The sequence below is a fragment of the Paenibacillus sp. FSL P4-0127 genome (assembly GCF_038007325.1).
GTDB classification, from domain to species: Bacteria; Bacillota; Bacilli; order Paenibacillales; family Paenibacillaceae; genus Fontibacillus; species Fontibacillus macerans.
Genome location: NZ_JBBOWY010000001.1, coordinates 3,443,760 through 3,467,856 on the forward strand (window position 1 = coordinate 3,443,760; position 24,097 = coordinate 3,467,856).

At 54.4% G+C, this 24,097-nt stretch carries 18 protein-coding genes; all 18 read left to right on the forward strand.

Going from position 1 to position 24,097, the window contains the following annotated elements; translation table 11 throughout:
* Positions 1-72 precede the first annotated feature (72 nt).
* The 18 genes from pflB to NYE74_RS15515 all read left to right on the forward strand — a co-directional run bounded on the left by pflB (position 73) and on the right by NYE74_RS15515 (position 23,798).
* On the forward strand, positions 73-2,334 hold the full coding sequence (pflB, locus tag NYE74_RS15430) for a formate C-acetyltransferase (RefSeq protein WP_036621677.1): 2,262 nt from the start codon (positions 73-75) through the stop codon (positions 2,332-2,334).
* Positions 2,335-2,409: 75 nt separating this feature from the next.
* Complete coding sequence (pflA, locus tag NYE74_RS15435; protein ID WP_124332950.1) at positions 2,410-3,165, forward strand: pyruvate formate-lyase-activating protein; 756 nt, start codon at positions 2,410-2,412, stop codon at positions 3,163-3,165.
* Between the two features lie 195 nt (positions 3,166-3,360).
* Positions 3,361-4,749 carry an extracellular solute-binding protein gene (locus tag NYE74_RS15440; protein ID WP_124332949.1) on the forward strand — a complete coding sequence of 463 codons (1,389 nt, stop codon included), beginning with the start codon at positions 3,361-3,363 and terminating at the stop codon, positions 4,747-4,749.
* An 85-nt stretch (positions 4,750-4,834) separates the two neighbouring features.
* Positions 4,835-5,719, forward strand: coding sequence for a carbohydrate ABC transporter permease (locus NYE74_RS15445; RefSeq protein ID WP_124332948.1), 885 nt, complete (start codon positions 4,835-4,837; stop codon positions 5,717-5,719).
* Complete coding sequence (locus NYE74_RS15450; protein ID WP_036621683.1) at positions 5,719-6,546, forward strand: carbohydrate ABC transporter permease; 828 nt, start codon at positions 5,719-5,721, stop codon at positions 6,544-6,546. Before NYE74_RS15445 ends, NYE74_RS15450 begins: the two co-directional genes overlap by 1 nt.
* Positions 6,547-6,624: 78 nt before the next feature.
* Positions 6,625-8,469, forward strand: coding sequence for a cache domain-containing sensor histidine kinase (locus tag NYE74_RS15455; protein WP_278738119.1), 1,845 nt, complete (start codon positions 6,625-6,627; stop codon positions 8,467-8,469).
* Complete coding sequence (locus NYE74_RS15460) at positions 8,438-10,063, forward strand: response regulator (RefSeq protein WP_227872909.1); 1,626 nt, start codon at positions 8,438-8,440, stop codon at positions 10,061-10,063. Before NYE74_RS15455 ends, NYE74_RS15460 begins: the two co-directional genes overlap by 32 nt.
* Positions 10,064-10,081: 18 nt before the next feature.
* A complete protein-coding gene (gene nagZ, locus NYE74_RS15465) occupies positions 10,082-11,719 on the forward strand; it encodes a beta-N-acetylhexosaminidase (RefSeq protein ID WP_213510321.1) in 1,638 nt (545 codons plus the stop codon).
* A 112-nt stretch (positions 11,720-11,831) separates the two neighbouring features.
* Positions 11,832-14,060 (forward strand): copper amine oxidase N-terminal domain-containing protein, encoded by a 2,229-nt coding sequence (locus tag NYE74_RS15470; protein ID WP_036621690.1) that lies wholly within the window; start codon positions 11,832-11,834, stop codon positions 14,058-14,060.
* Positions 14,061-14,438: 378 nt separating this feature from the next.
* Positions 14,439-14,894 carry a Fur family transcriptional regulator gene (locus NYE74_RS15475; RefSeq protein ID WP_036621692.1) on the forward strand — a complete coding sequence of 152 codons (456 nt, stop codon included), beginning with the start codon at positions 14,439-14,441 and terminating at the stop codon, positions 14,892-14,894.
* A gap of 2 nt (positions 14,895-14,896) precedes the next feature.
* A complete protein-coding gene (yidD, locus tag NYE74_RS15480; RefSeq protein ID WP_051985378.1) occupies positions 14,897-15,181 on the forward strand; it encodes a membrane protein insertion efficiency factor YidD in 285 nt (94 codons plus the stop codon).
* Positions 15,182-15,622: 441 nt separating this feature from the next.
* Positions 15,623-17,659, forward strand: a complete 2,037-nt coding sequence (gene metG, locus NYE74_RS15485) for a methionine--tRNA ligase (protein WP_036621694.1) — start codon at positions 15,623-15,625, stop codon at positions 17,657-17,659.
* 245 nt (positions 17,660-17,904) lie between these two features.
* On the forward strand, positions 17,905-18,930 hold the full coding sequence (locus tag NYE74_RS15490; protein ID WP_036621696.1) for a metal ABC transporter substrate-binding protein: 1,026 nt from the start codon (positions 17,905-17,907) through the stop codon (positions 18,928-18,930).
* A 90-nt stretch (positions 18,931-19,020) separates the two neighbouring features.
* Positions 19,021-19,782 (forward strand): metal ABC transporter ATP-binding protein, encoded by a 762-nt coding sequence (locus NYE74_RS15495; protein WP_036621701.1) that lies wholly within the window; start codon positions 19,021-19,023, stop codon positions 19,780-19,782.
* Positions 19,783-19,804: 22 nt separating this feature from the next.
* A complete protein-coding gene (locus NYE74_RS15500; protein WP_036621704.1) occupies positions 19,805-20,608 on the forward strand; it encodes a metal ABC transporter permease in 804 nt (267 codons plus the stop codon).
* A 114-nt stretch (positions 20,609-20,722) separates the two neighbouring features.
* On the forward strand, positions 20,723-21,436 hold the full coding sequence (locus NYE74_RS15505; RefSeq protein ID WP_036621706.1) for a cytochrome c biogenesis CcdA family protein: 714 nt from the start codon (positions 20,723-20,725) through the stop codon (positions 21,434-21,436).
* Positions 21,437-21,568: 132 nt separating this feature from the next.
* Positions 21,569-21,994: a transcriptional regulator MntR gene (gene mntR, locus NYE74_RS15510; protein ID WP_036621708.1), complete on the forward strand. Its 426-nt coding sequence runs from the start codon at positions 21,569-21,571 to the stop codon at positions 21,992-21,994.
* A gap of 127 nt (positions 21,995-22,121) precedes the next feature.
* A complete protein-coding gene (locus NYE74_RS15515; protein ID WP_036621709.1) occupies positions 22,122-23,798 on the forward strand; it encodes a family 10 glycosylhydrolase in 1,677 nt (558 codons plus the stop codon).
* Positions 23,799-24,097 lie beyond the last annotated feature (299 nt).

Sequence of the window (24,097 nt, forward strand, 5' to 3'; positions counted from 1 at the left end):
AATTTTAAGGGATCATGAGGCGCGGTACATCTCCTTCGAACCGCGACCAAAATATAAATGGAGGGAATAAAGATGTCGGTGATCGAAAAGGAAGTACAAACCGTGGACAATGCTTGGAGAGGATTCAAACCGGGCAAATGGATGAAAGAAGTGAACACCCGCGATTTCATCCAAACCAACATCAAACCTTATGAAGGCAACGAATCCTTCTTGGCGGGCGCGACGGCCAACACAAAAGCTTTGTGGGAAATCGTGTCGCAGCTGTCCAAGAAAGAACGGGAAGCCGGCGGAGTGCTGGATGTGGACGTCAACACGCCATCCACGATCATTTCCCACGCTGCGGGGTATTTGGATAAGGACAAGGAGCAAATCGTAGGCGTACAGGGCTCGGCCCCATTCCAACGCACGATTCGCCCGTTCGGCGGGATCAATATGGTCATCAACTCCTGTAAGGCTTATGGCTATGAACTGCCGCAGGAAATTATAGACTTGTTTACGCATATTCGCAAAACGCATAACCAAGGCGTTTTTGATGCTTATACATCGGAGATGAGAGCGGCTCGTAAAGCCGGCATTATTACCGGGCTTCCCGACGCTTACGGCCGCGGCCGGATCATCGGCGACTACCGCCGGGTGGCGCTGTACGGCGTGGATTTCCTGATCAAGCAAAAACAACAGGAACTGAAAGCTCTCGAAGTGGATGTCATCGACGAGGATGTGATCCGCCTCCGCGAAGAACTGTCCGAACAAATCCGTGCGCTCGGCGAACTGAAACAGCTGGGCGAAATGTACGGATTCGATATTTCCAGACCGGCAAACAATGCCAAAGAAGCTTTCCAATGGCTGTATTTCGGTTACCTGGCAGCCGTTAAGGAACAGGACGGGGCCGCAATGTCCCTCGGACGCGTATCCTCCTTCCTGGACGCTTACATCGAACGCGACCTGGCCGAAGGAACGCTGACGGAAGAAACGGCGCAAGAACTGGTCGATCATTTCGTCATGAAGCTGCGGATCGTGAAATTCCTGAGAACTCCGGAATACAACGAACTGTTCAGCGGCGACCCGACTTGGGTAACGGAATCGCTGGGCGGCATGTCGGTGAACGGCAAAACGCTCGTTACGAAAAACAGTTTCCGCTTTCTGCACACGCTGTACAATCTCGGCCCGGCTCCGGAACCGAACCTGACGGTGCTTTGGTCGGAACAACTGCCTGACGCGTTCAAGAAATATTGCGCCAAAGTATCGATCGAGACCAGTTCGATCCAATACGAAAACGACGACCTGATGCGTCCGATCTACGGCGACGATTACGGCATTGCCTGCTGCGTGTCGGCGATGGAAATCGGTAAACAAATGCAGTTCTTCGGCGCCCGCGCCAACCTGGCCAAGGTGCTGCTGTACGCCATCAACGGCGGTAAAGACGAAAAATCCGGCGTCCAAGTCGGTCCGGAATATCCGGCGATCACGTCCGAGTATCTCGACTACAATGAAGTCAAGAAACGTCTGATTCCGATGATGGAGTGGCTGGCTAAGCTGTATGTCAACGCGCTGAACGTCATCCACTACATGCACGATAAATATTGCTACGAACGGATCGAAATGGCGCTGCACGACCGCGACATTCTGCGGACGATGGCCTGCGGTATCGCCGGCTTGTCCGTAGCGACCGACTCGCTGAGCGCGATCAAATACGCCAAAGTCAAACCGATCCGCAACGAAAACGGCATCGCCGTCGACTTTGAAATCGAAGGCGAATTCCCTTGCTACGGCAACAACGACGACCGTGTCGACCAAATTGCGGTTGAACTCGTGGAAACGTTCATGGGCATGATCCGCAAACACAAAACTTACCGTAACTCGCTGCCGACGCAATCGATCCTGACGATTACCTCGAACGTCGTATACGGTAAGAAAACGGGGACTACGCCGGACGGACGCAAAGCGGGCGAACCGTTTGCGCCGGGGGCCAACCCGATGCACGGCCGCGACAAGAAAGGCGCGCTGGCTTCCTTGAGCTCCGTGGCCAAACTGCCGTACGAACACAGCTTGGACGGCATTTCCAACACGTTCTCGATCGTGCCTAAGGCGCTGGGCAAAGAACTCGACGCCCGCAAATCGAATCTGGTGTCGATGATGGACGGCTACTTCGGCAGCAAAGCCCATCACCTGAACGTCAACGTATTCGATCGCGAAACGCTGCTGGATGCGATGGATCATCCGGAAAATTATCCGCAGTTGACGATCCGCGTATCGGGTTATGCGGTGAACTTCATCAAGCTGACCCGCGAACAACAGCTGGATGTCATCAACCGGACATTCCACGGCAAAATGTAATCCCATTTCCTGCATACAGGCAGCCGATTTCAGGTTGAACCTCCGGTTCAACCTGCCACAGAAAGGGTGACGAAAATGCTAAAAGGTCGCATACATTCATTAGAAACTTTCGGAACGGTCGATGGCCCGGGTATTCGCTTCGTGCTCTTCATGCAAGGCTGCCTGCTGCAGTGCCAGTACTGCCATAATCCAGACACCTGGAACCTGTCGGGCGGAAAAGAAATGACGGTAGAGGAAGTGCTCAGCGAAATCGAACCCTACCTGAACTACTACCGCCCGTCCGGCGGAGGGCTCACGGTCTCGGGCGGGGAAGCGACACTGCAAGCCCCGTTCGTGACCGAGCTGTTCCGGGAAGCGAAGAAACGCTGGAACCTTCATACTACGCTGGATACAAACGGGTATAATGAAGGGGATAAAATCCGCGACCTGCTGGATGTGACCGACCTCGTACTGCTCGATTTAAAGCATATCGACAACGAAAAGCACATCAAGCTGACCGGCAAACCGAACGACCGGATGCTGAACATGGCCCGCTGGCTGTCCGATCATGGACGGAGCATGTGGATCCGCCACGTATTCGTGCCCGGCATCCATGACGACGAACAAGATCTGCGGGAGCTTGGGCGGTTTATCGGCAGCTTGAAGGGCGTTGAGAAGTTCGAGATTCTCCCGTACCACCAAATGGGGATCTACAAATGGCAGGAGCTTGGCTGGGATTATCCGCTTGACGGCGTTCCATCGCCGACGGAGGAACAAATCGAATGGGCGTACCGGATCATTCATGAGGGAGAACGGGAAGCGGCAGAGCAAAGAGAAGTTCATGTCAATTAACATGACGTAAAACTTAATAATCTTGACCAAAACGGTTAAATCGGACAATTATATGTCAGGTTTAGCCGTTTTCATTTTGTCTTTTGGATGATATTATCCCTCTAAAAGAAAAATGTCCTCCTTACCAAAGAAGAAGACGCTTTCTATAATGGGGGTGTAAGTGAATCTACCGCGTTTGAGGAGGGGTCTAGAAATATGAGGAAAAGTTTGCTGCTGTTGCTGTCTTTGATTTTTATCGCCTCCGCGCTGCTTGCCGGCTGCGGATCATCAGGCAACGGGGGGAATAAAGCTCCGGCGAACGAAGGGCAAGGGACCGAGAATAAGGGGAATGCCGGATCCGGGACAGAGACAAGCAATGAACCGTTCGAGATTACGATTCGCCACACGCAAGTCGGGGAATCGAAGAAGTTCCGGTTGGCGATGCTCGAGGATATCGTCAAGCAGACGGAAGCGGCCGTCCCTGGCCTCACGATCAAGCTGGATGCGGTGGACTCCGAAGTCAACCGCAAGGAGAAGCTGCGCGGCGAAATGGCCGCCGGGAAACCGCCGGAAATCTTCGACGTGTTCGGCAGCCCGGATGCGGCACTGTATGCCAAAGAGGGCTTGATGCTCGATTTGACGCCGATTATCGAAGAGCTTGGCATCAAGGATAAATTTACGACCCTCGATCCGTTTACCCATGACGGCAAAGTGTACGGACTGCCGATCGGCGGATCGATCGAAGGTTTCTTCTACAATAAAGAATATTTTCAGCAAAAAGGGCTGCAGGTGCCCAAAACGCTGGGCGAACTGGAGCAAATCGCCGAGAAGATCAAGGCCGACGGCAAAATTCCGTTTGCGCAAGCCTCCAAGGACGCCTGGATTCCGTTGATGACCACCAACAATTTATGGACGTATTACGCGGGGCCTGAAATTACGTACGGGTTCAAAAGCGGCGCGACGAAATGGACGGACGAAAATATGGTTAAAGCGATCGCCAAACACCAGGAATGGGTGCAAAAGGGATATTTCAAAAAAGGCGAGCTGGGCTTTGAATACGCGGACATGCGAAATCAGATCATCACGGGCGAAGCGATGATGATGATGGACGGCTCTTGGGCCAACTCCGTCTTCCGCGATCCCGAGCAGGCCGGCGACATGGTCGGTAAAATCGGCTACTTCAACATGCCGCCGCTAAACGAAGGCGACCCGGTCATCGTCATGCAGGACGCCAACAACGGTTACGGCTTCTCCAGCGCCGCCGCTGAAGATCCGCGGAAGCTGGCGGCCGTCAAAGAGTTCATCAAAAACATGTGGACGGAAGAAATGCAGCTGCGCGGCCTTAAAGAAGACGGCGTGCTGCCGGCGATGAAAATGGATCTTGAGCAAATGAAAACGGCGTCCGATGATCCGCTTATGCAGGACATTTTCAAGGGCGTCAGCGAAATCGGGACCTCGTTCCCGGCGTTTGACGCTCTGGTGCAGGCTGATGTCAATACGGCGCTGAGCATGGGGATTCAGCAAATTATCGGCGAAGAAATCAAGCCGGAGCAAATGCTGGAAAACGTCCAGGCCGCACAGGATGCAGCCAACGCCGTAGAGTAACCGATCACGAATGAACTTTGGCAAGGGCGCCGCTCGCCTCGATGGCGAGGGGGCGCCTTTGCTCCCGACTACGGAGGTTATTGGCATGAACAAAGCGCTTAGAAATCCCCTGCTGTACGTGCTGTTTGTTTTACCGGCTTTTGTGCTTTTTCTGGCTTTCTTTATATATCCGATTTTTACCGCCATTAATCACAGCTTTACCAGCTGGAACGGAATCTCGAAAAATCTAAGCTATATCGGTCTGGACAATTACGCCACGGCCATGCATGATAAAGCTTTTTGGAAATCGGTGCGCAACAACGCGTATTTCATCCTGTTTTCCTGCCTGATCCAGGTGCCGCTGATCGTCTTTTTTTCGCTGCTGATCGCGAGTGTGAAAAAGCTAAAAGGCTTGTACAAGACGGCCGTGTTTATGCCGTCCATCATGTCGACCGCCGTCATCGGCATTTTATGGGGGTTCATCTATAACCCGGATTTCGGGCTGATGAACAAGGTGCTGGGCATGTTCGGGATTCCGCCGGTCTATTGGCTGTCCGACAAAAATTGGGCGATGCTTTCCATTCTGATTACCAATGCCTGGCAGTGGACAGGTTTCTACATCGTGATGGTGCTGGCGGCGATCCTCGCCATTCCGCGAGAGCTGGAAGAAGCGGCGGCGATCGACGGGGCGAGCGGGATTCAGCGGGCGTTAAAAATCACGATTCCGCTCATCATGCCGATCATTTCCGTCGTCATCATGCTGTCGGTCGCCGGGGCGATGAAAGCGGCGGACATCGTGCTCGTCATGACCAAAGGCGGTCCGGCGGGATCGACGGACGTGATGGCGACGTATATGATCCGCTACGCGATCACCAGCTTCCGCCACGGCTTCGGCAACGCGATCGCGGTGCTCATTTTCGTGTTTACGATCCTCATTACGGCGGCGTACCAGCTCTTCGTCTCCAGACGAACGGAAAGGATTGAATATTGATGAGAGCGCTCAAAAAAACGATCCCGCATATTTTTCTGATGGCTTATTTGCTCGTCATTTTATATCCGTTTCTGTTCGTGTTGTTTTCTTCGGTCAAAAGCGACAACCAGGCGATCGCTGCAAACCCGTTTGGGCCGCCGGGCTCGATCATATTTGACAATTACGTCAACGCCTGGGTGAACGCCAAGATCAGCACGTATTTTTTCAACAGTTTGTATATTGGCGTATTGTCGGCCTGTCTGTCCATCCTGCTGGCGGCGATGCTGGCGTTCGCGGTAACGCGGATGCGCTATGGCCGGATCAGCATGGTCATCTTTCAGCTGATTTTGCTGGGGATGCTGATTCCGAACAACTCGCTGTTGCTGCCGATTTACGGAATGATGCGCAGGCTGAACGTGCTCGACACGCATCTGGCGCTCATTTTGCCCTATGTGGCGAATGCGATTCCGCTTTCGGTCATTATCCTGGCCGCCTTCATGCGCTCGATCCCCGGGGAGATCGAAGAAGCCGCCGTCATGGACGGGCTCGGCTCCGCCAGGCTGTTCGCGCGGATCATCGTTCCGCTGACCGTTCCGGCTATCGTCACGGTGTTTATCGTCAATTTTCTCGGGAACTGGAACGAGTTTTTGCTGGCGAACTACTTTTTGTCCAGCGACGAGCTGCGCACGCTGCCGGTAGGCATGGTCGGTTTCCGCGACGCCTACAATACGAACTATGCCCAAATGTCGGCCGGGATTGTGTTCAGCGTGCTTCCCGTCATGATCATTTACGCCGTGCTGCAGGAAAAAATTATTGAAGGGGTGACGGCGGGAAGCGTTAAAGGATAAGCGGCGGCGTGGTAAAATGAGGTAAAACGCCTAAGTAGACGTCAAGCATATTCGCTCAAAGCATGGGAGCTGCCGCCGATGAATCTGCGCATTAAATTGTTTACCGCCTTTTTGGGGCTTGTCATTATTCCTTTGTTTATTTTGGGGATTATTACGTTTTGGGTCACGTTCCGTTCGATCGAAACGAAATACAGCCAGCAGGCCGAATATTCGCTGAAGGCGATCGGCTACAGCATCAAAAGCGCGCTGCATGAAATGGACAACGTAACCGACAACGGCATTGCCAAGGGCGTGTTCCAGGATGCGCTGGTGGCGAAGGATCCGGATTCGCAGGATTTGACGGCGACAACCCAACTGGAGCTCAACGCCAACCAGCGGAACTTCCGTTCCCTGCTGTACAGCCATCCCGCCATCGATTACGCGTTCTTGTACAATCTCCACGGCGGGGAACGCTCGAATGTCATCGCGATTTTTAACAAGGAAAATTTTCAGACACTGCCCTACGAAAAATTCAAAGAGCATCCTTTATATAATGAAGTGATGGCGTTAAACGGGATGCCGAAGTGGATCGGTCCGCACGAATATCCGGAACTGACCGGGTCGGACAGCGTGTTCACGCAGATTCGGCTGATCAAGAAGCTGAGCAATCTGGAGCGTGTGGGCGTGCTGGTGGTGCAGATCAAAAACTGGGAGTTCGAAAAGATTTTTCAAAACTTGAATCTGGGCAGCAGTTTGCAGGATACCCGGTTTATGCTGGTCAACGATCAGGGGCTTATTTTGTACGATTATCAGGCGGAGCTGGATGGCCGGCAAATCGGGGAGTATGTTTCGCGCAAATGGCGGTTCCCCGCAAGCTATCACAGTTTCAAAGGGAAATTTGACGGGCAGGAAAGCGTCATTTCGATCTATAAGCTGCAGGATTACCCCTGGAGCCTGGTGTCGGTGACTTCCTGGAGTTATTTGTCCCGGGAGGTGACGACGTTCGCCAAATGGTTTGTGGCGATCATTTGCGTGTGCGTGCTGACGGCGATGCTGTTTAACGTCCTGTTCATGAACCGGATTACCGGAACGATCGGCGTGATCGTGCGTTTCATGCGCAAGGTCGAAAGCGGCGATTTGCAAGCCCGGGTCGACGAAAAGGGCGACGACGAGCTGCTGCTGCTGCAAAAAGGCTTCAACAATCAAATGGCCAAAATCAATGAATTGTTCGAGCAGGTTAAGCGGGAGCAGCTGCAGAAGGCCAATGCCGAGCTCAGGGTGCTGCAGGCGCAAATCAAACCGCATTTTCTGTTTAATACGCTGGAATCGATCAACGTGCTTGCCGTGCAAAACGAAGGGCGCAAGGTCAGCGAAATGGTCGTCCGCCTTGCCAGCATTTTGCGCATCAGTATCCAGGGGCGGGAAGAGATCGGGCTGAGCCAGGAAATCGAGCATTTGCGCAATTATTTGGAGATCCAGAAGTTCAGGTTCGACGACTTGTTTGATTATGAAATCAACATTCCGGATGAGATGCTGAATTGCCGGGTGCTTAAATTGACGCTGCAGCCGCTGGTGGAAAACAGCATTCAGCACGGCTTTGAAGGAATTGAGTATAAAGGCAGGATCACGGTAACGGGGAGCATGGAACAAGACCGGATTTTGCTGAAGGTAGCGGACAACGGAATTGGGATGACGAGCGAACAGCTGGCGACGATTCAATACGCGGATCTGGGGGAACCGGCTTGCGAGACGGTGGCGCCTTATCCGAGCCATGAGCGGCGGGGGCTGGGGCTGCGCAGCGTGTATGATCGGCTAAGATTTAAGTACGGCCGCAAATACGGCTTGTTTATTTGCTCGCAGCCCGGACACGGAACGATCATTCAATGTGTGATACCTAAATACGGGGCGGGTGATGAGGATGCGTCTAAAAGCGCTGCTGGTTGACGATGAAATTCATATTTTGAGCAATTTGTCGAAAATATTGCCTTGGCAGGATATGGGGTTTGAAATCGTCGGTTTGGCCCGGAACGGCAAGGATGCGCTGGAAGCGGCGAACTTGCATCGTCCCGACTTGATCTTGAGCGACATTCGCATGCCGGTCATGGACGGCATCACGCTGCTGCAAAAAATTCGCGAGCTGAATTTTCCCTGCGAATTTTTGCTTTTGACGGGGTATCAGGAGTTTGAATATGCAAGAACGGCGATCCGCTACGGGGTCAAAGATTACATCTGCAAGCCGATCCATTATGCCGAGCTGGAGGAAACGGTAGGCCGCATCGCCGGCGAAATTCGGGAAAAACGCAAAACGCTGGGCATGGAGAAACGCCTCCATCAGGCCAGGGATTTGGCCGCCGAAAATTTCCTGCTTCATGCGCTGCTGGGACAGGAAACGGAAAACGGCGCCTTGTGGGAGGAGGAGGAAGAACCAGCGGAAGAGCGGCGTTATGCCGTTATGCTGCTGGATTTCGAGGGCTACTCGCATCATTCCCTGCCCTGGAGCGCACATGAACGGAAAGCTTGGAATTTGCGGACCAAACACGCGATCAAAGAAATTTTTGGCGGCGTTTTCCCCGCGGGGGCCACGGTGCTGCAAATTCGCGAGGGGGAATGGTGTCTGGTGGTCCCGGCCAAGCCGGACAGCCCGCCGATCACGAAACGGTCGCTGCTCCCCGGGTTTGAACGCCTACGTCAGCGGCTCCGGGAAGGGGGCGAGGATGGCCTTGCGGTCCGTTTCTGCCTGGAACCGCGGCCGCAAGCGGCTCAGGAGCTGCGCGCCGCGTACAACCGGTTGCAGCAAATGCTCATCTTGAACCCGCCGGAGGAATGGTTTTTGGAGGCCGGGGGAGGACGTGCGGAGGACTTAAGGGAAATCTGGCCCGCGGAGGATTCGCGGATGCACTGGCGCTGGATCGAGCTGCTTGGCAGCGGCCTGCGAAGCGGAAATCAGGAGGTGCTGGAGCAGGTGGTGGCGGAGCTCAAACGGTATGTCGGGCACGCGGATGAGCACCATGCGTACGCAGCCGTTAAACTGCTGCATTACTTGCTGATCCATCTGCTGCGCGAAATGCGCGAACTGCAGATGCTGCCTGGCGAGCAGGAGGAAGCGTTGTGGCAAAGGCTGCAGCGCTCGCTTGATCTTAAGGATCTGCTGTCCCTGATCGTGTCGTTGATCGGGCAGTCGCGAGCCTGCCTCTCCTCCAAAAAGACCTCCGAACTGCTGATGATGACCGCGCAAAACTACATTCAGCGGCATTTGGGCGATGATTTCGGCATCGAGGAACTGGCCGATCACCTCGGGATCAGCACGAGTTATTTCTGCCTGCTGTTCAAAAACCACTTCGGGGAAACGTTCGTGGAATATTTGACCAAACAGCGGATCGAATTGGCCAAATGCCTGCTGCGTGAAAGCGAACGCTCGATCGCGCAAATCGGCAGCGAAATCGGGTACCAGGAGCGGCGCTATTTTACCAAAGTGTTTCAAAAATATACCGGGATGACGCCTTCCGATTACCGTCTGAAGGAGACAAACGCATCCTGAACGGGGAGATGACGGGATTTGAACTTAGGAGCACTCACCTTGGAGCAAAAGGTCGGCCAGCTGTTTATTTGCGGTTTTCACGGCACAACGCCGGATGAGCATATTCGGACGCTGATCCGGCAATACCATATCGGCGGGGTGGTCTATTTCCGCCGCAACATCGAATCGGCCGCGCAGCTTGCCGGCTTGTCGCGCTGCCTGCAAGCGATCAACCGGGAGGCGTCCCAAGTCCCGCTGTTCATTTCAATCGATCAGGAAGGCGGCATGGTCGCCCGGCTGGATCATGAAGGGATGAGCCGGATTCCGGGGAATATGGCGCTTGGAGCGGCAAACGATCCGAAGCTGGCGGAACAGGTGGCCGCGCTGGCCGCAAGGGAGATGGCCCTGCTTGGCATCAACTTCAATTTTGCGCCCTGCGTCGACGTCAACAACAATCCGGCGAATCCCGTCATCGGCGTTCGCTCCTTCGGGGAAGATCCGCAGCTTGTGGCGCGGCATGCGACGGCGGCGATCCGCGGCTACCGGAGCCAGGGCGTGATCGCCACGGCCAAGCATTTTCCCGGGCACGGCGACACGGACGCCGATTCCCACCTCGGGTTGGCCGTGGTGCCTCACGGCAAGGAGCGGCTGCGCGAGGTCGAGCTGGTTCCGTTCCGGCGGGCCATCGCGGCGGAAGTAGACGCGATCATGACGGCGCACGTCATTTTTCCGGCTTTTGAGCCTGACGAAATTCCGGCGACGTTGTCGCGCCGCGTGTTGACCGAATTGCTGCGCGAAGAGCTGGGGTACCGGGGGCTGATCGTCACCGATTGCCTGGAGATGCAGGCGATTTCCCGCCATTTCGGAGTGGCGGAAGGCGCCGTGCGCGCGATCGCAGCCGGGGCGGACCTGATCCTCGTCAGCCACACGATGACGGAGCAGATCGCCGCGATCCGGCAGGTGTGCGCGGCGGTGCGCAGCGGGCGCTTGAGCGAGGAGCGGATCGATGCGGCGGCGGCGCGGATTTTGGCGCTGAAGGCGGAGCGGCTTGGGCTCGGCGGCGGGCCTAAGCCGGAGAAGGCGCCGGAGCTGCCGCATCCGCTGACGCCGGAGGCGGAAAGCGCCGCGTTGCTCCGCCGCTGCGCCGAACGCAGCGTCACGCTCGTCTGCGAGGCCGGCAACCTGCCGCTCGATCCGGCCAAGCCCGTGCTTGTAGTGTGGCCGGAGCTGCGCCACCGCACCGAGGTGGATGAGCCGGCGGTGCACTCTTACACGCTCGCCGATGCGTTAAAGCCCCTGCATGAGCAGGTCGTCCTTGCCCTCATCGGCTCGCGTCCGGCGGCCGCGGAAATCGCCGCGGTGCTCCGGCAAAACGAAGGTTTTGAACAAATCGTCGCGGTCACCTACACGGCGGAGGGAGAAATCGACGAGGGGCAGAAAAGCTTGGTGAATGCCCTCATTCAAGCCCGGGGTTCACGGCTGATCGTCGCTTCTTCGCGGAATCCTTACGATATCCGCGCATTTCCGGACGTCGGTACGTACTTGTGTCTTTACGAAAATCGTCCTTTTGCCCTTCAGGCGTTGGCCGGGGTATTGACCGGAAAACTTCGGGCGAACGGAGTCTTGCCGGTAAGCCTGAATGCCCGTTATTCCGCGGGGAGCGCGGGGGACAAATAGTTTGTCTAATTTTGTATATAAACTTTAGAAACTTTTCCCCTTTACATGCGTTTAATAGATTGTGAGATCGCGAGGGATCTACATAAAATGGGAGAGTAAAGGGAGTTAAGGCATGAATTTGAAACGAATGTTAATCACCACGATTCTGGCAGCATCGCAAATGGCCATGGTTCTTCCGGCAAGCGCCGAGGAGCTCGTCCAGGGGAATAATCCGAACGCGGGCAGCGTATCGGAGCAATCGATAGATCAGGTCGCATCGATTGATCAAAACGGAATGAACGAAAACAATGCGGGTCAGGTTCAAACCGAAGGCCAGACCGGGGACTTAGAACAGACAGGAAACGGCGAAACGGACGGAACTGCAGTTCCTGCGGAAGGGCAGGATGGAACGAACGATGGGAACGGCGAAGTGCCGGTAACGGATCCGGCCACGACGACAACTCCTGGCTCGCAAACGACAACGACGGCGGGTCCGGGCCAACTGATTTTGATGGTAAACAGCAATAAAATGTACCAAGACGGAAAAGAATACCTTGCCGGCTATCCAATGGAGGTTAAAGACGGCGTATCCTATATTTCGATCCGTGCCATCGTAGAGCGGGCCGGATTTGAACTCTCTTTCGATAATAGTACCAAAGAAACGATTATCAAGCGCGGCGGCGACGAGCTGCGTTTTAAACTGGACACGACCTACTACAAAGTCAACGGCGTGACGCAGACGATGCGGGGCAAATCGTATTCCGTCAAAAACAATTTCATGGTGCCGTTGACGGCGATCACCAAAGCTTTGAACATTGCTTATGAATATGATTCGGTAGGCAAGCGGGTCATCGTAAATTTGGCGATGCCGCCGGTCGCTTCCTTTAAAATCGGAAACCAGGAGATTATTGCCGGCGAGACGCAGGTGCAGTATATTACCGAATCCTCTTCTCCGAGCGGCCTGGACATCGTCAATGAGGAATGGACCGGCCGCCAGGACGTGTTCGCGGAGCCTGGAAGCTACACCGTTACCTATCGGGTTCAGGATTCCAGGGGCCAGTGGAGTAATCCGTTCTCCTTGACCGTAAACGTATCGAAACCGCATACGCCGCCGGTCGCCAGTTTCACGACCGACAAAGATACTTACAAAATGGGCGAATTGATTTTGTATACGGACCTTAGTACCGATGAAGTGGGCATTACCGATCGCAAATGGGAAAACAAAAAGCTGGCCTTCTTTACGCCGGGCCCGGTGACGATTCGGCTGACGGTCGTCAACCAGTTCGGTCTGTCTTCAACGACCGAGAAGACGATCAACATTACGAATGAACTGCTGTATCCTGAAGACGAATTCAACAAGATATTCGTTCCGGTCGGCGACAAATTCACCTTCGACGGCGGGCAAGTGCCAAGCTGGAACAAAATTCAATATTCCTATACTTCCGAACCGGTAACCCTGATTCGCAGCAACAGCCCGGAAACGGTTTACAGTAAAGGCTTGTTGTATCGGGAGAACGCGATCGGGGCTACCCGCTTTATGGTCCATCACGTGAACTCCACAGGTACGCCGAAGAACATGTACGTGATTGCCACAAACAATAATGCGGAAGCGACCCATCTGTCCCAATCGTTCCTTGGCTTCGGCGGACCAAGCCCTTTTGCCACGGCAGCGGGGAAAGTATCCGTGCAGCGGTATTTCGAATCGATGCAAAACGGCACCAAATATAAAGATATGTGGCTCGCTCCGGGCGAAAGTAAAATCATTTTGAACGAGCTGAGCGAAAAGCCCCTGAAGCAGGGAGATGTCATCTCTTTGTTTGCGGATTTATACAGCGATCATATGTTGCAATATAACGTAGTGATGGTCGATCAAGGAGAGGATCCGATTAGCGCGCTGCCTAATTTAATCGCTCCGCCGGAGGATGTTCACAACCGGGGAACGTACATGGAATCAACCCGGATCATCGAGGTTACGGATTTGATCGGGACGACGCCATCCCGCCTGGCGATCGGCGACAACGTAAGCGACCCGTTCCAGGTCGGTGCGGACGGAATTACGCAAGCCTATAAAACGAATGCCGGCAATTTTGGAATGTTGTATAAAATTAAACTGCACCGTGTTGCCCCAAATACGCTTGTGACGTTTAACCCGCGGGGCGGAAAATACATGGGCGTCATAATGGTGAACGGAAGCGTCGTACAGTTGGCCAACGGTTCCAGCCTAAGCGCGCCGAGTGAAAACGGCGTATTGTTCCGCACCGGGGACCAAGAACAGACGGTAGAGCTGCTGTTTACGGCGGCCCCGGGCAGCAACCTGCCTTTCAATATTCTGTTCCAGCAAATGCCCGCAACGAAAAATTAAACAATAAACAGGCACGGCGACGATCGCCGTGCCTGTTTATTTTGAAATGAAAGATTTATGGTTCAACCTAATCATCAGTGCTTGACAGTCAAGCCGACAACAGACCGTGGCCTGGAGCGAGACTCGCTGTCCGGAGGCTTTGCACGATTATCCCGTTTGACCAGGTGACTTGGCTTCCTGAACCAAAGAGATGATCGTGCAAAGTGGTTTGGAGAGACAACCCCCTTAAGGACTTCTATATGAATCATAAAATGTCGTTCCTCGCTGATCTATGACGGATTTTGCGCCCGCAGCCCTGTCTCATTGACGGGGCTTGCGATTTGCGGCATTATTAAAGAAGACGCATGTAGAAACGGTTCAAGACAGGAGGAATGTCACATGCTGTCGACAGAGGATATTATTAAGGTGATGTCCAGCCGGGGGTTGCGGATTACGGATCAACGCAGAAGTTTGGCGAAGCTGTTTGCCGGGACGGACGGTTATCTGACCCCAAAGGACGTTTATGACTATATGTGCAAGAAATACAGCGGGCTCAGCTTTGATACGGTATACCGCAATTTGCGCGTGATGGAGGAACTCGGTGTTTTGGAGCAGGTTGTATTCGAGGACGGGTTGAAGTTCAGGGTTTCCTGCAGTGAAGGAGAACATCACCATCATATGATCTGCCTGCAGTGCGAAAAGACGTACCCGATTCATTTTTGTCCAATGCCGCTGACCGATGCGCCCGAACAGTTTCAGGTAGTGAAACATAAATTCGAAGTGTTCGGGTATTGTGAAAATTGCCGTCCGGACGCAAAAGATAAGCAGGTTCCGGAGCAGCACGGGGTGTCCTGAAAATGGGCGTGGTTCGCAAGACGTTTCAGGCTCCGATTTACGTCTATCGTAAATTCATTTCTCCGCTGAAGCCGCCGACCTGCCGGTTTTATCCGACCTGTTCGGCTTACGCTCTTGAGGCGATCGAGGTTCACGGGCCGTTGAAGGGATCATGGCTGGCGGCTAAGCGCATCGCGAAATGCCATCCCTTTCATCCGGGGGGCATCGATCCGGTTCCGCCGAAAGCGGAGAAGCGCCGCGGGAGCGGCGGAACGCCGCCGGTAAGGGACGGTCGGGCCCGAAGTTAGGCGCGGAAGCGGCGGCACTTCGCTTGACACGGCCTGAAACTTTTCATAAGATATAGAAAGTTATATACTTCCAGTGAACGGATGAGTACGAAGAAGGAATTCAGCTACAGAGAGCCGGGGAAGCTGCAAACCGGTCTGAATCCGCTTTGGAAGATGGTCCGGGAGGAACCGTTTTCGAGCCGGCGTCCGCGTTTTACGAACGGGCGGGTAAGGGGACGGCGTAAGTCCGGCGTTAACGGAGGGGTCGTTAATCGACCTGCGGAGCCCGCCGCCTGTAAAGGCGCGGGGAATTTGGGTGGTAACACGTGAGCAATCTCTCGTCCCATAGGGGGCGGGAGTTTTTTTGTTGCATTTAAATGCGTGTTCAAAAAGGCGGGTTTTCTACCACCGAAGCCGATGCCTTCCGGACAACCTCATTAAGAACAAGGAGATGAAAAGAGTATGTCTAACAACAAACCAACCTTCTACATCACGACGCCGATTTATTACCCGAGCGACAAACTGCACATTGGGCACGCCTACACGACGGTGGCCGGCGACGCCATGGCGCGCTACAAGCGGCTGCGCGGGTACGATGTGCGCTACTTGACGGGGACCGACGAACATGGGCAGAAGATCGAGCGCAAAGCGCAGGAGAAAGGGCAAACGCCGCAGCAGTTCGTGGACGGTATCGTAGCTGGGATCAAGCAGCTGTGGGAGAAGCTGGATATTTCCTACGACGACTTCATCCGCACGACGGAACCGCGGCATAAGCAGGTTGTTGAAGAGATCTTCGACCGTCTAGTGAAGCAGGGCGATATTTATAAAGGCGAATACGAAGGCTGGTACAGTATTCCCGACGAAACCTACTATACGGAATCGCAGCTTGTCGATGTCGTCCGGAACGAAAAAGGCGAAATCGTCGGCGGTAAAAGCCCCGAAAGCGGACATCCGGTCGAATTGGTGAAGGAAGAGTGTTACTTTTTCCGGATGAGCCATTACGTGGACCGTCTGCTGAAGTATTATGAAGAAAATCCGGACTTCATTCAGCCGGAATCGCGCAAAAACGAGATGATTAACAATTTCATCAAACCGGGGCTCGAGGATTTGGCCGTATCGCGGACGACGTTCGGCTGGGGCGTCAAGGTGAAAGGCGATCCGAAGCATGTCGTGTACGTGTGGATCGACGCTTTGTCCAACTATATTACCGCGCTGGGATACGGCACGGACCACCAGGAGCTGTTCGAACGGTATTGGCCGGCTGACGTGCATCTGGTAGGCAAGGAGATCGTGCGTTTCCACACGATTTACTGGCCGATCATGCTGATGGCGCTGGGGCTGCCGCTGCCGAAAAAAGTGTTTGGCCACGGCTGGCTGCTGATGAAGGGCGGCAAAATGTCCAAATCGAAAGGCAATGTTATGGACCCGAACGTGCTGATCGACCGCTACGGTCTGGACGCGACCCGCTATTATTTGCTGCGCGAGGTACCGTTTGGTTCGGACGGTTCGTTTACGCCGGAAAGCTTTGTGCAGCGGGTGAATTCCGATCTGGCCAACGACTTGGGCAACTTGCTGAACCGGACGGTCGCCATGGTCGACAAATATTTCGGCGGCGAGGTGCCGGCTTACCGGCCTGACGTAACGCCGTTTGACGCGGGGCTGGTGAAAGCGGCGGAAGAAACGGTCCGCAAGGTGGAGGAAGTGATGGAGAATATGGAGTTTTCCGTCGCTCTGACCCACATTGGAGCGTTTATCAGCCGCACGAACAAATATATCGACGAGACGCAGCCGTGGGTGCTGGCGAAGGATGAGGCCAAGCGGGCGGAGCTCGCCTCCGTCATGGTTCATTTGGCCGAATCGCTGCGTATCGCCTCAATCTTGCTGCAGCCGTTCCTGACGCAGGCGCCGGCGAAAATTTGGGCGCAGCTGGGGATCGCTCCCGGGGAGCTGACGGCCTGGGAGAGCCTGCGCACGTTCGGCCTGATTCCGGCACGCACGAAGCTGGTTAAAGGCGAGCCGATTTTCCCGCGGCTCGATGCGGAGCAGGAAATCGAGTTTATCGTAAACTCGATGAGCGGGGGAGCGCCGGCCGCGGAGGAAGCGGCGGGAGCGGCTGCGGCGAGCGCTGCTTCGGCGGCGCCGGCGGCATCGGCGGCGGAGAAGCCGGAGCTGAAGGACGAAATCGGAATCGACGATTTCGCCAAGGTGGAGCTGCGCGTAGCCCAGGTGCTCGCCTGCGAGCAGGTAGAGAAGGCCGACAAGCTGCTGAAGCTGCAGCTGGATCTCGGCTTCGAGCAGCGCCAGGTCGTATCGGGCATCGCCAAGTTCTACAAGCCGGAGGAACTGGTCGGGCGCAAGGTCATTTGCGTCACCAACCTGAAGCCGGTGAAGCTGCGCGGCGAGCTGTCGCAGGGGATGATCCTCGCGGCTTCGCAAGGCGATCAGCTGACGCTGGCGACGGTGCCGGACTCGATGCCAAACGGCGCGGTCGTCAAGTAAGCTAAACGGAGCAGCGGCTATTCGCCCGCAAAACCGCCGGGAGTCAACGTACTCCTTGGCGGTTTTTGTTATTTGCCGGCTTTTTCGAGGAAGACTAGAAGATAGGCTCCTTGATTTCCGCGAAATGTCGGCGATGTGTGTCGAAAATATACAAAGCAGGCTGAATTTAATAGTTGACAATCGTTTGGGAAAGGTCCTATAATCCTTTTGGTAATCATTACGATTAAGAAAAGGGGAGTTAATCCATGCGTTTACATAAAAAGAGCTGGATTATGCCGGCGGTTTTGCTGCTTGCGGGAGCGTTGCTGCTTTCCGCGTGCGGGAAGAACTCCGGCGGGAACATTGTGGAGGGCAAAGTTAACGTAGTCACGAGTTTCTATCCGATTTATGAGTTCGCCAAGGAAATCGGCGGGGAGCACGCGAACGTCATCAATCTGCTGCCAACGGGCGTGGAGCCGCATGATTGGACGCCGCGCAGCCAGGATATTTTGAATACTTCGAAGGCGCAGCTGTTTCTCTACAACGGTGCCGGACTTGAGGGATGGGTGCCCAATTTCCTGAAAGGGCTGGGGAATGACGCCAAGGTTAAAACGGTGGAGGTCAGCAAAGGCATTGAGCTGATTCGGGCGGAAGGCGATGATGGTCATGGACATGGGGCGGTGGCTGAGGAATCCGAGGAAGCTGAGGAAGCCGGCCATTCGCATACGGAAGGAACCCAGCATTCGCATGAAGGGCATGACGTCGACGCATCCGTCGATCCGCATACCTGGGTAAGCCCCAAATCCGCGATGGTCATGGCGGAAAACATCAAAGACAGCTACGTCTCCGCTGACCCGGAGCACCGGGCGGATTACGAAGCGCGTTACGAATCGTTGGCCGCCAAGCTGAAGACGCTGGACGCCGAATTTACGCAACAATTGTCCGGCGTGTCCCGACATGAAATCGTCGTTTCGCATCAGGCGTTCGGTTATCTGTGCCGCGATTACGGTCTGACGCAGCATGCGATTATGGGGCTTTCGCCGGAAGCCGAGCCGCGGGCGCAGGATTTGGTCGCTTTATCGAAACTGGTAAAGGACCGCGGTATCAAGTATGTTTTCTTTGAGGAATTGGTCTCGGACAAATTGGCCAAAACGCTGGCGTCCGAAGCCGGCGTAAAGACGCTGGTGCTGAACCCGGTCGAAGGCTTGACCAAAGCGCAGGAACAGGCCGGGGACAATTATTTCACCTTGATGAAGAAAAATTTGCAAAATTTGATTCTCGCTCTACAATAAAGTAAGAAGAAACAGCCATCGACGTAATTCAAAGATAAATCACGTAATCCAAAGATAAATAAAGAAGACTCGTACCGGAAGGAAGACGTTATGAAATCCGATACTACCGCGGCCCTTGAGGCCGATTGCCATAACAGCATTATCGAGCTGGATCATGTCTCTTTTGCCTATAAAGAACAAAAAGTGATTTCCGACTTCAGCTTCGTTGTCCGGGAGCGGGATTTCGTCGGGGTAATCGGCTCCAACGGGGCGGGAAAAACAACCCTGCTGCGCATGATGGTCGGTTTGCTGTCGCCGACGGAGGGGGAAATTCGCTTGTTTGGCAAGCCGATCCGGCGTTTTCGCGATTGGGAACGGATCGGATACGTGCCGCAGAAAAATGCCTTTAACCCGCTGTTTCCGGCGACCGTTCGCGAAGTGGTGCTGTCGGGATTGTACAACAACAAGAAGCTTCTCCGCCGCATCGGGCGCGAGGAGCAGCGCAAATGCGACGATGCGCTGGAGGTGATGCGGATCGGCGATCTCGCGGGCAAGCGGATCGGCCAACTGTCGGGCGGGCAGCAGCAGCGCGTTTTTTTGGCCCGGGCGCTGGTCAACAAACCGGATTTGCTTGTGCTGGACGAGCCGACCGTCGGGATCGACGCCCAGACGCAGGCCGATTTTTTTGAATTGATCTTTCATATGCATGCTCACCATCATATGACGTTCCTGATGGTTTCCCACGATATTGAAATGATCGAAGGGCGCCTGGGGAGCGAACCGCGCGAGCGGTGCGGTGCGATCAAATTTTATGTGCGCCATTCGCATGAGCAGGATTGCGCCATCCCGGACCTGCAGCATTCGCTGATCTAGTAACCTTTAGGAGTTGTGAATCTTGGAAATCTTAACCGCTGATTTTTTTCAAAGAGCGCTGGCCGGGGGGCTGCTCATCGGATTGACGGCGCCGCTCATCGGGATATTTCTGGTGCTGCGCCGCTTGTCCATGATCGGGGATACGCTGGCGCACGTCACGATTGCCGGGGTCGCTTTGGGCTTTCTCGTGGGCGCATATCCCGTAGGGATCGGACTGGCCTTTGCCGTTGCCGCATCCTTTGCCATCGAAAAGCTGCGTAAAGCGTACAAAGGTTACGCCGAGCTTTCGATCGCGATCATTATGTCGGGCGGCGTTGCCCTGGCCTCCCTGTTCTTTACGCTGGGGATGGGGTACAATACGGATGTCACCAGTTATTTGTTTGGAAGCATTTATACGCTTGACACCACTGATCTGTATGTCGTAGGGGGCGTAACCGTCGTTGTCGTCGCGGTGGTGTCTTTGTTTTTCAAGGAATTCTTTTTGCTCACTTTTGAAGAGGACGCGGCGTCGGTCAGCGGGCTGCCCGTAAAGCTGCTCAATCTGCTCATCACCGTGATGACGGCACTTGTGATCAGCACGGCGATCAAAATCGTCGGCGCTCTGCTGGTGTCCGCGTTGCTTACGATTCCGGCGGCCTGCAGCCTGCTGATCGCCCGCAGCTTCAGAACTTCCGTCATTTTCTCGGTGATTGTGGCCGAAATCGCCGTGGTTGCCGGTTTACTGACAGCGGGAATTTGGAACCTGGCGCCTGGAGCGACGATCGTGCTTCTGCTGATTTTTATGCTGATCCTCACCTTGCTTGGCAAAAAAGGCTTGTCCGCTTAAGTGAGGTTTTGGCGGTTGGAACACCGAAATTTATGGCCCGGAAAGCCGCTTGCGGCTGCTAAGGCACGGATAAGCTGCTGACAAGCAGCGAAAAAAGACGCTTTGGAGGTTACGATGGCCGATATCAATTTGGGACTCGCTTTCGGCGCGGGGGTGGCTTCGTTTATTTCCCCGTGCTGCCTGCCTTTATATCCTTCCTATCTATCCTATATCACCGGGATGTCGGTTCAGCAGCTGAAGACGGAACAAACCAAGCGGGAGGTCCGCTTCCGGACGATGACCCATACGCTCGCGTTTATCCTCGGGTTTTCCGTCGTTTTTTTCACGCTTGGTTTTGGCGCGGGGTTGTTTGGCGAACTGTTTAACCAATACCGGGGTCTGATCCGCCAGCTTTCCGCCATTTTGATCATATTGATGGGCTTGTTTTTGCTTGGTATTTTCCAGCCCCAATTTCTGATGAAGGAGCGCAAGCTCGATCTCAAATTCAAGCGGGCCAGCTATGTCGGATCGTTCATTTTCGGCGTCGGCTTTTCCGCCGGCTGGTCTCCCTGCGTCGGACCGATTTTGGCGGCGATTATCGCGCTTGCGGTCAGCGAACCGGGGACGTGGCTTGGCCTGATTACGGCCTATACGCTCGGATTTGCCGTTCCTTTTTTTATTCTGGCGTTTTTTATCGGTTCCACCAAATGGATCGTCCGCTATTCCGCGGTGATGATGAAAATCGGCGGCGCCCTCATGCTGCTCATGGGCGTTCTTCTGTTTACGAACCGCATGGCTCAAATCACCATTTGGCTGCAGCAAATTACTCCGGAGTGGCTGAAATTCTGACGTGGGCGGAAGCGGGAAAGTGTGCAAAAGTGCACTTGCCAACGGACAATCATAACATGTATCATAAACAGAGTAGTGTTTTTTGCGTACAATGAAGTCCGCTTCAACTCATGGAAAAGAGGGAATCATCAGATGCCAACGCCCAGTATGGAGGATTATTTAGAGCGTATCTACAAGCTGATCGACGAGAAGGGATACGCGCGAGTATCCGATATCGCGGAAGGTTTGGAGGTTCATCCTTCGTCTGTCACGAAAATGATTCAGAAATTGGACAAGGATGAATACTTGATTTACGAGAAGTATAGAGGGCTGGTATTGACCAGCAAAGGCAAAAAAATCGGAAAACGGCTCGTGGACCGGCACCATCTGCTGGAGGAGTTTCTCGGCATGATCGGGGTCGATCATGAAAATATTTATAAAGACGTGGAAGGAATCGAACATCACCTGAGCTGGGATTCCATTACCCGCATCGCAACGCTGGTGGAATATTTCAAACGCGACAACTCGCGGATTCGCGACCTGGAAAACGTGCATCAGGAATTGTTAAACGAATCTTAGAAGAAGCATCTGTCTTATGAACAAGGCAGATGCTCTTTTTTTCGGGGGAACCGCAACTCTTCGGCTATCCAAAGCGTTAATAGAAATAGACGGATTTGTCCATACATAATATTTGTGGAGGTTACTGATGAAATTTCGCACTTGGTTTATTCCTCTTCTCGTTTTACTGCTTGCGTGGCCGATAGGCGGACAGATGAAGGCGAACGCGGCCGACGCCATTACGATTCTATTGGACGGGACGAAGCTGACCACCGATGCCCCGCCTTATATCAAAGCGCAGCAAAACGTAACGATGGTTCCGCTAAGGGTGATTAGCGAAGGTTTGGGCGCGCAGGTAGCGTGGTCGCAGGCCGCAAAAACGGTCACGATCCAAAAGGACGGCAGCACCCTGGCTCTTGTCGTAGGCGAGCAAACGGCTCAGGTCAACGGTGCTCCTGTAGGACTCGACGTTTCGGTGGAAAGTACGCAAGGGCGCACGATGGTCCCGCTGCGCTTTGTCGGCGAGCAGCTTGGGCTGGACGTAGATTGGGATCAGCAATCGAAGACGATCTCGCTTTCCACGGGACGGAAAGCGGAAACGCCTGCCGCCGATACGGATAAGGATACCGGCAAGGACGATTCACAGAGCAGCCTGCCGCAAACATCGCAGACGCCGCAGAAGCCGCAAACGCCGCAGGCGGGAACGCCCGTGGACGCGGACGGTCTGCGCGGCGTCTGGGTGTCCACCGTTGCCAATCTGGATTGGCCGAGCACTAGCTCGTACGGAAAAGCGGAAGCGCAAAAGGCGGAATACATCAAGCTGCTTGACGATGTGCAGGCGATGGGGATGAACGCGGCGTTCGTCCAGGTCCGTCCTTCGGCGGACGCCATTTACCCTTCCAAGCTTGTTCCGTGGTCCTCTTACTTGACGGGTACGGCCGGTAAAGATCCGGGGTACGATCCGCTACAGTTTTTGATCGAGGAAACGCATCGCCGGGGGATGGAGTTCCATGCCTGGTTTAATCCGTTCCGGGCCAGCACGGGCGGGAACGCCAGCAAGCTGCCGGCGAACCATGTCGCCAACGCGCATCCGGATTGGATCGTGAAATTCGACGGCAAGCTCTATATTAACCCCGGCATTCCGGAAGCCCGGGAGCATGTGATCGAGGCGATTATGGAAGTCGTCCAAAACTACGATATCGATGGCGTTCACCTGGACGATTATTTTTATCCGACGGGGGAAACGGCATCGAGCAAGTTTAACGATGACAGCACGTACAAACAATACAATGCCAAGCAAATTTCCAACAAGGGAGACTGGCGCCGGGATAACATCAATCAATTTGTAGAAGAACTTGGGGCCAGCATTAAGCAGGAAAAACCGAAGGTCTCGTTCGGCATCAGCCCGTTTGGGGTATGGCGCAACAAAACGAACGATATTACCGGCTCCGACACTAAAGCGGGGATCACGGCTTACGACAGCACTTATGCCGATGTGCGCACCTGGATCAAACGCGGATGGATCGATTACGTCGCTCCGCAGCTCTACTGGAGCATGACGCGCAAGGAAGTCCAATACGACGTGCTGGCCAATTGGTGGGCCGGCGAAGTGCGCGGCACGGGCGTGAAGCTGTACATCGGCCATGCCCCGTACAAGATCGGCACGCCGGAAATCGGCTGGTCCAGCGCATCGGAAATAATCAGCCAGCTGGAGTATAACCGCCAGGTTCCGGAAATCAGCGGCAGCATCTTTTTCAGCGCCAAAGACTTGCGCAAAAATCCGCTTGGACTGATTCCGCTGCTTAAGGATTATTACGGTATGTAAGATTTTTACTGAATTTGCTTGACAACGGAGTTTGGATCATATAAATTCGTACTCATACTATCTCATATGAAATAGCCGTGATTAAGGACATAAGCATCCATTTCGCGCCCCCAGAGAGGAGGTCCGTAGAGCTGAAAGGCCTCTGCCGCGTGGGATTGCTTCCCGCCTTAGGAGCTGTACGGGAGAACTTCGCATTAACCCCGTACCGGATTCCGCCGTTATCCGGATTAGAGCAGCGTTGCTTTTTGCGGTAACGGTGAAAATAGGGTGGTACCACGACACATTCGTCCCTGACGAAT